Genomic DNA, 13,062 nt, shown 5'->3' on the forward strand with positions numbered 1-13,062 from the left:
ATGGACAGCCGAAAGATCAAGACCTGGGCCTGGGTCCACAAGTGGAGCAGCCTCGTCTGCACGGTGTTCATGCTGCTGCTGTGCATCACCGGCCTGCCGCTGATCTTCCACCACGAGATCGGTCACCTGCTGGGCACCGAGGTCGAGGCGCCGAAGATGCCGGCCAACACGCCGCGCATCAGCCTGGACAAGGTGGTCGAGATCGGCCGCGCCAAGCACCCCGACCGCGTGGTGCAGTTCGTCTCGCAGCCCGAGGACGACGACGGCCTGTGGTTCGTCACGCTCACGCCCACGCCCGAACCCACCGAAGACTTCAAGTCGGTGGCGGTCGATGCGCGCACCGGCGTCGTGCTGGCACAGCCGGAGTTCAGCCAGGGCTTCATGTACGTCATGTTCAAGCTGCACGTCGACCTGTTCGCCGGGCTGCCGGGCAAGCTGTTCCTGGGCTTCATGGGCCTGCTGCTGCTGGTGGCCATCGTCTCGGGCGTGGTGCTGTATTCGCCGTTCATGCGCAAGCTCGACTTCGGCACGGTGCGGCGCGAGAAGCGCCCGCGCCTGAAGTGGCTCGACCTGCACAACCTGCTGGGCATCGTCACGCTGGTGTGGCTGTTCGTGGTGGGCTCCACCGGCATGATCAACACCTGGGCCGACCTGATCATCAAGTACTGGCAGTACGACCAGCTGAGCACGCTGCTCGCGCCCTACAAGAACGAGCCGGTGGTGCCGGTGGCCGAGCGCGGCTCGCTGCAGCGCTCGATGGAAGGCGCGATGCAGAAGGCGCCCGGCATGAAGCTGTCGTTCATCGCGTTCCCGGGCACCTCGTTCTCGAGCCCGCACCACACGACCTTCTTCCTGCGCGGCAACGAGCCCTTCACCTCGAAGCTGCTGCAGCCGGTGCTGGTCGATGCCAAGACGGCACAGGTCACAGCGGCGCCGAAGATGCCGTGGTACCTCACGGGCCTCTTGGTGTCGCAGCCGCTGCACTTCGGTGACTACGGCGGCATGCCGATGCAGATCCTGTGGGCGCTGCTCGACATCGCGACCATCATCGTGCTGGGCAGCGGGCTGTACCTGTGGCTCAAGCGGGGCAACACCGTGCCGGCCCGGACTGCCACGACCGCGGTGCCCGCCACGGAGCGCGCACCACCCTCGGCCTCGGGCCCGCAGCCCGACCCGGCACCGGCCATGAAGGTGCAGGCATGACGGCGCACCACAAGGCACCGCACCAATCCTTCTGGCGCATGTGGGGCTGGCCGATCGTGCTGGGCGTGCTGACCACCATCGGCCTGATCACCGCGCTGTTCAGCGACGGCGGCATCGGCGACATGGTGGCCTGGGTGGGGCTGGGCATTCCGGTGCTCGTGTGCGCCTGGTACGGCTGGCGCCGGTCGCCGCGCACGGGTTCGCGCTAGGCCAGAGGGGCAGGGCACCGACGCAGAATCGGTGCCGATGAATGCCGCACTCTCTTACCCGCTTCGCCTGCTGATCCTGGGCGCTCCGCTGGCCGTGCACGGCCAGCAACCCGCAGCGTCGCCGGCCGGCACGCTGCGCGATGTCACCGTCTCCACGCCGCGCGGCACGCTGTCTCCTTTCCTCGTGCCCGGCTCGGTCGATCGCGTCGACGGCGACGAGATGCGCGACAGCCGGATGCAGGTCAACCTGTCCGAAAGCCTGGGCGCCGTGCCCGGCCTGCAGGTGCAGAACCGCATGAACTACGCACAGGACCTGCAACTGTCGGTGCGCGGCTTCGGCGCGCGCTCGACCTTTGGCGTGCGCGGCGTGCGCCTGTACGTCGACGGCATTCCGGCCACCTTGCCCGACGGGCAGGGGCAGACTTCGAACATCGACATCGGCTCGGTCGACCGCGTGGAAGTACTGCGCGGGCCCTTCTCGGCGCTGTACGGCAATTCGTCGGGCGGCGTGGTGCAGGCGTTCACGGCCTCGGGGGAGGGCGCGCCGCGCTTGTCCTATTCGCTGGCCGGCGGCAGCTTCGGCAGCTGGCGCCAGTCGGTGCAGCTCAGCGGTTCGCAGGGCGCGGTCGATTACCTGCTCGGCGCGAGCCACTTCCGCACCGACGGCTGGCGCGAGCAGAGCGCCGCGCGGCGCAACATCGCGAACGGCAAGCTGGGCGTTGCGCTCGACAACGGCGACAAGCTCACACTCGTGTTCAACAGCGTGCGCATCGAAGCGCAAGACCCGCTGGGCCTGACGGCCGAGCAGGTTGCGCAGGCACCGCGCAAGGCGCCGCTCGCGCTGCAGTACGACACACGCAAGACGGTCGAGCAGACGCAGGTCGGCTTGCGCTACGAACGGCGCCTCAATGCCGAGCAGGCGCTGCAGTTCATGGTCTATGGCGGCGAGCGCAAGACGGTGCAGTTCCAGTCGATTCCGCCGTCGGCGCAGCAGAGCCCGCTGCATGCGGGCGGCGTGATCGACCTCACGCGCCAGTACGGCGGCGTCGACCTGCGCTGGACCGCCGCACTGCAGTTGGCCGACCGGCCCTTCGACCTCGTCGCGGGCCTGGGCTACGACAGCCTGCGCGAGCGCCGCCGCGGCTACGAGAACTACCAGGGCTCCGCGGCGATGCCCGTGCTGGGCGTGCAAGGGCGGCTGCGCCGCAACGAGCGCAACGAGGTCTGGAACCTCGATCCGTATGCGCAGGCGGCTTGGCGCTTCACGGAGCGCTGGACGCTCGAGGCCGGCGTGCGCCGCAGCCGCGTGCACTTCGATTCGCACGACCTCTACATCGGCGGCGCCAACCGCGACGACAGCGGCAGCGCGAGCTACAGCAAGACCTTGCCCGTGGCCTCGCTGCGCTACCAGGCCACGCCCGATCTTGCTTTGTACAGCTCGGTGGGCCGTGGCTTCGAGACGCCGACGCTCAACGAGCTGTCGTACCGCCCGGGCGGCGCGAGCGGGCTCAACTTCGGGCTGCGGCCTTCGGTGAACGACAGCCTCGAGGTGGGCGCGAAGGCGCGGCTGGCGGGCGGCCTGCTGACGGCGGCGCTGTTCCACACCCGCACGCGCGACGAGATCGTCACCGCCACCAACAGCGGCGGCCGCGCCACCTTCCAGAACGCGGGGCGCACGCGGCGCAACGGCTTCGAGCTGGGCTGGCAGCACGAAACGGCCGACCACTGGCGCACGCAGGTCGCCTACACGTGGCTGGACGCAACGTACCGCGATGCGTTCTGCTCGCCGTCACCTTGCGCGGGTGGCAACGCCGTGAACGCGGGCAACCGCATCCCGGGCATCGCGCGGCAATCGCTCTTTGCTTCGCTGGGCTGGGTGCCGCCCGAGGGCTGGCGCGCGGGTGTCGAGATGCGCGCGCTGAGCCGCATCCAGGCCAACGACCTGAACACCGCGAGCGCGCACGGCTACGCCGTGGCGGCGCTGTACGCCGGCTACCTGAAGAAGTGGGAGCGCTGGGACTTCAACGCCTTCGCGCGCGTCGACAACCTGTTCGACCGGCGTTATGTGGGCTCGGTCATCGTCAACGAAGGCAATGCGCGCTTCTACGAGCCCGCGCCGGGCCGCAACTGGACACTGGGCCTGAGCGGCGCGTACCGCTTCTGAACGCGCCCTGAAAAGAAAAGGCCCGCCGCCCCGAGGGGACGGCGGGCCTTTTGGCGTCAGGCGTTCGCGGTGTGCTTACTTGAGGCCGGCCGCAGCGCGCAGTGCAGCAGCTTGCGTCGTGGCTTCCCAGGTGAACTCGGGCTCTTCACGGCCGAAGTGGCCGTAGGCGGCGGTCTTCTGGTAGATCGGGCGCAGCAGGTCGAGCATCTGGATGATGCCCTTCGGACGCAGGTCGAAGTGCTCGCGCACGAGTGCGGCGATCTTGTCGTCGGGGATGAGGCCCGTGCCTTCGGTGTAGACCGTGATGTTCATCGGCTCGGCCACGCCGATCGCGTAGGCCACCTGGATCTGGCATTGGCGCGCGATGCCGGCGGCCACGATGTTCTTGGCCACGTAGCGTGCGGCGTAGGCGGCCGAGCGGTCGACCTTCGACGGGTCCTTGCCCGAGAACGCGCCACCGCCGTGCGGGCAGGCGCCGCCGTAGGTGTCGACGATGATCTTGCGGCCGGTGAGGCCGCAGTCGCCCTGCGGGCCGCCGATGACGAAACGGCCGGTCGGGTTGATCAGAAAGCGCGTGTCCTTCAGCCATTCCTTCGGCAGCACCGGCTTGATGATCTCTTCGATGATGGCTTCGTTGAACGAAGCCTTCATCTTGGTTTGCGTCTCGCTCTGGTCGGGATGGTGCTGCGTCGACAGCACGACGGTGTCGATGCTGTGGGGCTTGCCGTCCACGTAGCGCATCGTCACCTGGCTCTTGGCATCAGGGCGCAGGAAGGGCAGGCGGCCGTCCTTGCGCAGCTGGGCCTGGCGCTCCACGAGGCGGTGCGCGTAGTAGATGGGCGCGGGCATCAGCTCGGGCGTTTCGTCGCAGGCGTAGCCGAACATCAGGCCCTGGTCGCCGGCGCCGGTGTTCAGGTGGTCGTCGGAGGCGTGGTCCACGCCCTGCGCGATGTCGTTGGACTGCTTGTCGTAGCAGACCATCACGGCGCAACCCTTGTAGTCGATGCCGTACTCGGTGTTGTCGTAGCCGATGCGCTTGATGGTGTCGCGCGCGACCTGGATGTAGTCGACGTGCGCGTTGGTCGTGATCTCGCCGGCGAGCACCACGAGGCCGGTGTTGGTCAGCGTTTCGGCTGCCACGCGGCTGCGGGGGTCTTGTTCGAAGATCGCGTCGAGGATCGCGTCCGAGATCTGGTCCGCGACCTTGTCGGGATGGCCTTCGGAGACCGATTCGGAGGTAAAGAGAAAGTCGTTCGCCACTGTAGTCACTCCTTGAAGTTGCAATTGGCGCGTTGCCAACTCTGCGGAGCCCTGGCGAACGCTTTAGCAGATGTCGATGAATCGACGGGACACAAGCGCATTCGCGCTTGTGGGTGTCGCCCTGCAAGTTGTTCCGTAACTCGGCGACAATTTGCATTCTATTCGAGCCGCGCAATACCATGCGCGCGCGTCCGCCTTTTGACGCTTCCTGACTCTCTCCCCCTCCCCGTTCAATGATCACCCTGTTCCGCCTGCTTGCCCGCGTGCCGATGCCGTTGATGCATCGGCTCGGCGCCTTGCTGGGATGGCTGGTCTGGTGGTGCGCGCCGGACTACCGCCGCCGCTTCAAGGCCAACGCCGAGAGCGCCGGTTTCTCGCCCGCGCAGTACCGTCCCGCCATCGCCGCCGCCGGCCACATGGCCTCCGAGTTGCCCTGGCTGTGGCTGCGCCCGCAGGGTGAGAGCGTGCTGCCCCGCGTGGTGCGCTGGGAAGGCGTCGAAGCTTTCGAGGCCGCGATGCGCGCCAAGAAGGGCGTGATCCTCGTGGCGCCGCACCTGGGCAGCTGGGAAATGTGCGGCCAGGCCATCGGCGAGCGCTTTCTCGCCGACTTCGGCCCGATCACCGCGCTGTTCCGTCCGGCGCGCAAAAAGTGGATGGCCGACCTGATCGCCGCGGGCTCGCGCGACCGGCCCGGCCTGCAGACCCTGCCGACCAACAACACCGGCGTGCGCGGCCTGATCCGCACGCTGCGCAGCGGCGGCTACACCGGCATCCTGCCCGACCAGGTGCCGCCGCTGGGGCAGGGCGTGTGGGCGCCTTTCCTCGGCCGCCCCGCGTACACCATGACCCTGCTTCCCCGTTTGGCCCAACAGACCGGTGCCGCCTGCTTCCTCAGCGTGTGCGAGCGCCTGCCGCGCGGCGCGGGCTACGTGATCCGCTTCGAGCCGATCGTCGGCACCGCGCTCACCGACCCCGACGCGTCCATCGAGGACGCCGCCGCTGCGATGAATGACGGCATCGGCCGCCTGATCCACAGCCTGCCCGGCCAGTACGTCTGGGACTACGCGCGCTACAAGGAGCCGCGCGGCGAACCCGCCGTGGTGGCTGGCACCGCCGGAGGGGCTGCGCCATGAGCCTCAGCTCCCGACTCGGCATCGGTTTCATGCGGGTGCTGGCCCCGCTGCCCCTGCCGCTCGTGCGCGGCTTCAGCAAGGTTCTCGGCCGCGTGCTGCACACCATCGCCGTGCCGCGGCGGCGCGTGGTCGACCGGAACCTGGCCCTGTGCTTCCCCGAAAAATCGGAGGCCGAGCGCCGCGCCATCGCACGCGAGACCTTCGTCTTCGTCGCGCAGTCGTGGCTGGACCGCAGCTGGCTCTGGCATGCGCCCGAACAGGTGGTGAAGAGCCGGCTGAAGATCGTTGGCTCTGCCTCCGAAATCCGCGAGATCGCCGAGGGCGACGCGCCGATGATCCTGTTCGCACCGCACTTCTACGGGCTCGATGCCGCGGCCACCGCGCTCACCATGCACACGGCGCGCCCGTCGGCCACGATCTACACGACGCAGCGCGATCCGATGGTCGACGCCTGGATTCGCGAAGGCCGCACGCGTTTCGGCGACGTGGCGGCACTGAACCGGGTGGACGGCATCAAGCCCATCCTCTCGGGGCTGCGCAAGGGCGGTTTGCTGTACCTGCTGCCCGACATGGACTTCGGGCGCGACCAGACCATCTTCGTGCCCTTCTACGGCGTGCAGGCGGCCACCGTGCCCTCGCTGTCGCGCTTCGCGCGGCTGGGCAAGGCCAAGGTGGTGCCGGTGGTGGCGAAGCTCACGCCCAGCGGCTACGAGATCCAGGTGCTGTCGGCGTGGCAGAACTTCCCGACCGACGACGTCGAGGCCGACACGGCGCTCATGAACGAGCGCCTGCAGGGCTACATCGACACGATGCCGTCCCAGTACTACTGGGTGCACCGGCGCTTCAAAACGCGCCCTGAAGGCGAGCCCCCGATCTACTGATTGCGGGCCAGGAAGCCTTCGATCTCGCGCGCGACCAGCTGCGGCTGTTCGTGCACGATCCAGTGGGTGGCGTTCGGCACCTTCTTGACCTCGAGCTTCGGCACGTAGTCTTCCAGCCCTTCGAGCAGGCCCGGCAGCAGCGCCGCGTCATCGAGCGCCCAGAACACGAAGGTCGGCATGGTCACCGTGAGGCGTTCGCGCGGCAGCACCGGAATGCTGTCGACGGTCTGGCCCGGCAGCGGCGGCTTCATCGGCGTCACGCGGTACAGGTTGCAGGCGCCGGTGAGGCCCGCGCTCCAGACTTCGCGGTACTGCTGCTTCACTTCTTCGGTGAGCCAGCCGAAACCATCGGGGCCGGCCTTCATCAAGAGGAAGAAGGGCCACATGCGCTTGAAGTCGTCGGCCGCGAGCAGGGCTTCGGCGTCGGGGCGCGCCAGGAAATGCATGTAGGCGCTGGCCTGCTGCTGCGCCGGGTTGTTGCGCAGCTCGCGCGTGAACGTGCCCGGGTGCGGCGAATTGATGATGACCAGCTTGCCGACCTGCTGCGGGAAGGCGTTGGCGTAGCCCCAGGCGAAGGCGCCGCCCCAGTCGTGGGCGACCAGCGCGGCCATGGTGCCGTCGGCGCTCTCGGTGGCCACGAGCTGCTGGATGTCCTGGATCAGCAGGTGGGCCTTGTAGTCGGCGACTTCCGTGGGCGCGCTGGACTTCTCGAAACCGCGCAGGTTGGGCGCCACGCAGCGGTAGCCGCCGTGGGCCGGGTCCGAGAAGTAGGCGAGCAGCTCGTCCCAGATGAACGCGGCCTCGGGAAAGCCGTGCAGGAACACCATCAGCGGCTGGCCCGGCTTGCCGGCGGCGCGGCAGCTCAGGGTGGTGCCGTTGGGCAGGCTGCGTTGGAAGGTCTCGGTCATGCTTCGTGTCTCCTTGGGTTGACTGTCGCTATTGTTTTGATAGTGAACTTCGCAGGCGAGGCGCTCGATGCAGCCGGTTCCGCTAGCGCATCAGGCGTCTTCGGCCGGTGGCGGCTCGGAGGCCACCGGTGTCGCCGGTGCCGCGGCAGCGTCGTCGGGATGCACCCAGCGCCACAGCAGCTCGGCCGCCTCGCCGACCCCTTGCTTCTTCAGGGCCGAGAACAGTTTGACCTCGCCGCCGCCGGCGTTCAGTCGCGTAATCGACAGCACCTTGGCGGCTTCGCTGCGCGTGAGCTTGTCGGATTTGGTCAGCAGGATCAGGAACTTGAGGCCTTGCTGCACACGCGGGCGGATCACGTCGAGCAGGATCTCGTCGAGCTCGGTCAGACCGTGGCGCGGATCGCACATCAGGACAACCCCGCGCAGGCTTTCGCGCGTCATGAGGTAGTTGCCCATCACGCGCTGCCAGCGCAGCTTGGCTTCCTTCGGCACGGCCGCGTAGCCGTAGCCGGGCAGGTCGGCCAGCACGGCGTCGTCGACCTTCTGCTTGCCGATGCCGAACAGGTTGATGTGCTGCGTGCGGCCCGGCGTCTTCGAGGCAAAAGCCAGGCGTGTCTGCTGCGTCAGGGTGTTGATGGCGGTCGATTTGCCGGCGTTGGAACGGCCGACAAAAGCGATCTCGGGCAGGTCGACCGGGGGCAGGTGTTCCAGCTGCGGAGCGCTGGTCAGGAAGTGGGCGGTGTGCAGCCAACCCAGGGCCACGCGCTCGCGTTCAGCGACCTGCGGGTCCACGGCAGGGGCCGCGCGGGGAGGATAAGCGGCGGACTTGGCGCGCGGGGAGGTCATCAATGGGCTTTCGGAACGGGGCGCCATTGTAGAATCGCGGGGTTTTGCGCCATAAATCTAAGCCCCCGATATGAAGTTGTTTGCCAATATTCTGCTTGCAGCCCTCATGGGCGTCACAGCCAGCGCGAGTTTTGCAGCCGATGAGCATGCCGCTGCCCCCGCAGCGGCGGCCATCAAGCCGGCCAAGCCAGCCAAGCCCGATCCCGCCAAGGGCGACACGCTGTTCAATGCGACGCCGGCCAACAGCCAAAGCTGTGCTTCGTGCCACAACGCGGACGGCAACTCGGCCATCGCAGCCAACCCCAAGCTGGCGCAACAACACCCCGAATACATCCTCAAGCAGCTCGAAGACTTCAAGTCCGGCAAGCGCAAGAGCGCGATCATGAAGCCGCTGGCGTCGGCGCTGTCTGAAGAAGACATGCGCAACATCGCCTGGTTCGTCGGCTCCAAGAAGATCAAGCCGGGCTTCTCGAAAGAGAAGGACACGGTCGCCCTCGGCGAAAAAATCTACCGCGGCGGCATCGGCGATCGCCAGATCCCCGCCTGCGCCGGCTGCCACAGCCCGAACGGTGCCGGCCTCCCGGCCCAGTACCCGCGCCTGGGCGGCCAGCACGCCGACTACACCGTGACCCAGCTCGTGGCCTTCCGCGACAACGTCCGCCTGAACAGCTCGCCGATGAACGGTGTGGCCGCCAAGCTTAACGACCGCGAAATCAAGGCCGTCGCCGACTACATCGCCGGCCTGCGCTGATTTCCGCTGTCGCGCTGTCCAGCGTGAACTAACCGCCGATAAAAATCCCAAACAAAGGGCGGGCCGATCCAGCAGGATGGCCCGCCCTTTTGTTTTTTCCCCTTTCCTGGTTCCCTTCCGATGACCGTTTCCACCCATGGCCTTCGCGTGCATCGCGGCCCGCAGCTGCTTCGCGCCGCGGTGGAACTGCTGTCGTCGATGCGCTTCGCGATCGCGCTGCTGACGGTCATCTGCATCGCCTCGATCATCGGCACCGTGCTCAAGCAGCATGAGCCGATCAACAACTACATCAACCAGTTCGGGCCCTTCTGGGCCGAGTTGTTCCGCGCGGCCCGGCTCGACTCGGTCTACAGCGCCTGGTGGTTCATGCTGATCCTGCTGTTCCTGGTGATCAGCACGTCGCTGTGCGTCGCGCGCAACACGCCGCGCATCCTGATCGACCTGCGCACCTTCAAGGAAGACATCCGCGCGCAGAGCCTCAAGGCCTTCGGCCAGCGCGCCGAAAACCGCCTGGCGGAAACGCCCGACATGGCAGCCAACCGCATCGGCCAACTGCTCGTGAGCGGCGGCTGGAAGGTCAAGCTGCAGCAGAGGAACGCCAGCGCCGACGGCAAGGCCGGAGCCGGCTGGATGGTGGCCGCGCGCGCCGGCGGTGCCCACAAGCTGGGCTACATCGCGGCCCACAGCGCCATCGTGCTGGTGTGCATCGGCGGCCTGCTCGACGGCGACCTCGTCGTGCGCGCCCAGACCTGGTTCAACGGCAAGAGCGTGTTCACGGGCGGCGGCATGATCGCCGACGTGGCGCCCGAGCACCGGCTGTCGACCAGCAACCCGACCTTCCGCGGCAACATCCTCGTGCCCGAGGGCGGGCGGGGCAACGTGGCCATCCTGAACCAAGCCGACGGCGTGCTGCTGCAGGAACTGCCGTTCACCATCGAGCTGAAGAAGTTCATCGTCGACTACTACTCGACCGGCATGCCCAAGCTGTTCGCCAGCGAGGTGGTGCTGCACGACCGCGAGAGCGGCGAGCAGGTGCCCGCCCGCATCGAGGTGAACCATCCGGCGAGCTACAAGGGCGTGGAGATCTACCAGTCGAGCTTCGACGACGGCGGTTCCACGGTGAAGCTCAAGGCGGTGCCGATGGCGGCCGCGGCCAAGCCCTTCGAGGTCGAGGGCATCATCGGCGGCCCGAGCACCGAGATCACCAACGGCAAGGACAAGCTCACGCTCGAGTACGCCGCGCTGCGCGTGATCAACGTCGAGAATTTTGCCGACGGCGGCGCGATGGGCAGCGGCGCCGACGTGCGCAAGGTCGATCTGCGTCACGGCATCGAGTCGCGCCTGGGCGCCGCCAACAAGACCAACAAACCCAAGGTGCTGCGCAACATCGGCCCGAGCATCGGCTACAAGCTGCGCGACGCGTCGGGCCAGGCGCGGGAGTACCAGAACTACATGGTGCCGGTCGATGCCGGCGACGGCCAGCCGGTGTTCCTGCTGGGCATGCGCGAGAAGCCCGAAGACCCGTTCCGCTACCTGCGCGTGCCCTCCGACGAGCAGGGCTCGATGGACGGCTTCGTGCGCATGCGTACCGCGCTGGGCGACCCCGCCACGCGCGAGCGCGCCATCGAGCGCTACATCGCCAAGGCGACCGACCCCAAGCGCCCTGAAATGGCCGAGCAGCTGCGCGTGTCGGCTGCCCGCGCGCTGGCGCTGTTCTCGGGTGCCGAGCGCGCCAAGCCCGATGCCGCGTCGCAGGGCGGCTGGCAGGCGATTGCCGAGTTCATGGAAGCCAACGTGCCCGAGGCCGAGCGCGAGCGCGCCGGCACGGTGCTGGTGCGCATCCTCAACGACGTGCTGTTCGAGGTGCTCAACCTGAGCCGCGAAGGCGCCGGGCTGGCCGCGCTGCCGAACGACGAGAAAACCCAGGGCTACCTGACGCAGGCTGTGCTGGCCCTGAGCGACGCGCACTTCTACCCGGCGCCGGTTGCGATGATGATGACCGACTTCACCCAGGTGCAGGCCAGCGTGTTCCAGGTGGCGCGCGCCCCTGGCAAGAACATCGTCTATCTGGGGTGTCTGTTGCTGATCATCGGTATTTTTGCCATGCTGTACGTGCGCGAGCGCCGTTTGTGGGTGTGGCTGACACCCGGCGGCGGCGCCTCTGGAGACAACGACGGGCACGAAACCGTCGCCACGATGGCGTTCTCGGTCAATCGCAAGACCCTGGACAGCGATCGCGAATTCGAGCATCTGAAGCACAAGCTGCTCGCCCTGAAGAAAGAAGAACCGGCGTCACCATGAACACCACGACCCTCACGCTCCACGAAAGCTGGCTCTCCCGCCGCAACCTGTTCGACTGGGTGTTCGCGGCGCTGGTGCTGGCCGGCGGCGCGTTTGCCTTCATGCGCCACGCCGCTTCGATGGACAGCTACGAAAAGCCGATCCTCGTGGCGGCCCTGGTCTCGGTCATCGGCATCTGCTGGTTCTGGCGTCCGCTGCGGGTGCTGGCGCTGGTGGTGGCCGCGGCCTCGCTGCTGGCCATCAGCTCCTACCAGGGCGACCTGGCGCGCGCCGATTCGGTGTTCTGGCTCAAGTACTTCCTGTCGAGCCAGTCGGCCATCCTCTGGATGAGCGTGCTGTTCTTCATGAGCACGCTGTTCTACTGGATCGGTTTTGTCGCCGGCAAGCAGCAGGCCGACACCTTCGACCTGATCGGCTCCCGCCTGGCCTGGGCGGCCGTGACCATGGCGCTGATCGGCACCATGGTGCGCTGGTACGAAAGCCACCAGCTCGGCCCGGACATCGGCCACATCCCGGTGAGCAACCTGTACGAAGTGTTCGTGCTGTTCTGCTGGCTGACGGCCGCGTTCTACCTCTACTTCGAAGAGCGCTACAACACGCGCGCACTGGGCGCCTTCGTGATGCTGGTGGTCAGCGCGGCGGTCGGCTTTCTGCTCTGGTACACGATCGTGCGCGAGGCGCATGAAATCCAGCCGCTGGTGCCTGCGCTGCAGAGCTGGTGGATGAAGCTGCATGTGCCCGCCAACTTCATTGGCTACGGCACCTTCGCGCTCGCGGCCATGGTGGCCTTCGCCTACCTCATCAAGGAGCAGGCCGACGAAACCCGCTGGTACAAGCTCACGCCGATCTGGCTGCTGGGCGCGGCGCTGTGCTTCGTGCCGGTGGCGTTCCGCCAGCGCGTGCAGGAAGCCGGCGGCAGCTACTGGGTGGTCTACGCGGGCATCTCGGCGCTGATCGCGGCGGGCATTCTGCTGGGCCGCAAGCGCATCGCGGCGCGCCTGCCGGCCAACGAGGTGCTCGACGACGTCATGTACAAGTCGATCACCGTCGGTTTCGCCTTCTTCACCATCGCCACCGTGCTCGGCGCCCTGTGGGCCGCCGATGCCTGGGGCGGCTACTGGAGCTGGGACCCGAAGGAAACCTGGGCGCTGATCGTCTGGCTCAACTACGCGGCCTGGCTGCACATGCGCCTCGTGAAGGGCCTGCGCGGCACCGTGGCGGCCTGGTGGGCGCTGGCCGGCCTGGCCGTGACCACCTTCGCCTTCCTCGGCGTGAATATGTTCCTGAGCGGCCTGCACAGTTACGGCACGCTGTAAGCGCAGGCTTTGCGCCTTTCGCGAAGAATTGAAACCACGCGCCGCCATGGCGCGTAACCGAACCGGGGCATGTCACGAACTACCCTGAGC

The 13,062-nt window shown here is 67.5% G+C and carries 11 protein-coding genes; 8 read left to right on the forward strand and 3 right to left on the reverse strand.

The window, feature by feature from the left end:
* Genes CLU95_RS20255 through CLU95_RS20265 form a run of 3 tightly spaced genes read left to right on the forward strand, consistent with a single transcriptional unit; the run spans position 1 to position 3,576 of the window.
* Complete coding sequence (locus CLU95_RS20255; protein WP_099795254.1) at positions 1-1,203, forward strand: PepSY-associated TM helix domain-containing protein; 1,203 nt, start codon at positions 1-3, stop codon at positions 1,201-1,203.
* Positions 1,200-1,412: a hypothetical protein gene (locus CLU95_RS20260; protein ID WP_099795255.1), complete on the forward strand. Its 213-nt coding sequence runs from the start codon at positions 1,200-1,202 to the stop codon at positions 1,410-1,412. Before CLU95_RS20255 ends, CLU95_RS20260 begins: the two co-directional genes overlap by 4 nt.
* Before the next feature lie 37 nt (positions 1,413-1,449).
* A complete protein-coding gene (locus CLU95_RS20265) occupies positions 1,450-3,576 on the forward strand; it encodes a TonB-dependent receptor (protein WP_099795256.1) in 2,127 nt (708 codons plus the stop codon).
* 75 nt (positions 3,577-3,651) lie between these two features.
* Here the strand turns inward: CLU95_RS20265 and metK are convergent, their stop codons facing one another.
* Positions 3,652-4,836 (reverse strand): methionine adenosyltransferase, encoded by a 1,185-nt coding sequence (gene metK / locus CLU95_RS20270; protein ID WP_099795257.1) that lies wholly within the window; start codon positions 4,834-4,836, stop codon positions 3,652-3,654.
* A 233-nt stretch (positions 4,837-5,069) separates the two neighbouring features.
* On the opposite strand from metK, the gene CLU95_RS20275 reads away from it, so the two are divergent.
* Positions 5,070-5,969: a lysophospholipid acyltransferase family protein gene (locus CLU95_RS20275; RefSeq protein ID WP_099795258.1), complete on the forward strand. Its 900-nt coding sequence runs from the start codon at positions 5,070-5,072 to the stop codon at positions 5,967-5,969.
* A complete protein-coding gene (locus CLU95_RS20280; RefSeq protein WP_099795259.1) occupies positions 5,966-6,850 on the forward strand; it encodes an LpxL/LpxP family acyltransferase in 885 nt (294 codons plus the stop codon). The genes CLU95_RS20275 and CLU95_RS20280 overlap by 4 nt, the downstream gene beginning before the upstream one ends.
* On the opposite strand, the gene CLU95_RS20285 is transcribed toward CLU95_RS20280, so the two are convergent.
* Together CLU95_RS20285 and yihA are read right to left on the reverse strand one after the other, a co-directional pair.
* A complete protein-coding gene (locus tag CLU95_RS20285; protein ID WP_099795260.1) occupies positions 6,844-7,758 on the reverse strand; it encodes an alpha/beta fold hydrolase in 915 nt (304 codons plus the stop codon). The genes CLU95_RS20280 and CLU95_RS20285 overlap by 7 nt on opposite strands.
* A gap of 90 nt (positions 7,759-7,848) precedes the next feature.
* Positions 7,849-8,604: a ribosome biogenesis GTP-binding protein YihA/YsxC gene (yihA, locus tag CLU95_RS20290; RefSeq protein ID WP_099795261.1), complete on the reverse strand. Its 756-nt coding sequence runs from the start codon at positions 8,602-8,604 to the stop codon at positions 7,849-7,851.
* Positions 8,605-8,674: 70 nt separating this feature from the next.
* Between yihA and CLU95_RS20295 the strand changes: the two genes are divergently transcribed.
* The 3 genes from CLU95_RS20295 to ccsB all read left to right on the forward strand — a co-directional run bounded on the left by CLU95_RS20295 (position 8,675) and on the right by ccsB (position 12,972).
* Complete coding sequence (locus CLU95_RS20295; protein WP_099795262.1) at positions 8,675-9,355, forward strand: c-type cytochrome; 681 nt, start codon at positions 8,675-8,677, stop codon at positions 9,353-9,355.
* Positions 9,356-9,475: 120 nt separating this feature from the next.
* The gene (locus tag CLU95_RS20300; protein ID WP_099795263.1) at positions 9,476-11,656 is read left to right on the forward strand and encodes a cytochrome c biogenesis protein ResB; all 2,181 of its coding nucleotides are present in this window, start codon (positions 9,476-9,478) and stop codon (positions 11,654-11,656) included.
* Positions 11,653-12,972, forward strand: a complete 1,320-nt coding sequence (gene ccsB / locus CLU95_RS20305) for a c-type cytochrome biogenesis protein CcsB (RefSeq protein WP_099795264.1) — start codon at positions 11,653-11,655, stop codon at positions 12,970-12,972. Before CLU95_RS20300 ends, ccsB begins: the two co-directional genes overlap by 4 nt.
* Positions 12,973-13,062 lie beyond the last annotated feature (90 nt).

Origin of the sequence: Variovorax sp. 54 (assembly GCF_002754375.1) — a bacterium.
Classification (GTDB): Bacteria; Pseudomonadota; Gammaproteobacteria; order Burkholderiales; family Burkholderiaceae_C; genus Variovorax.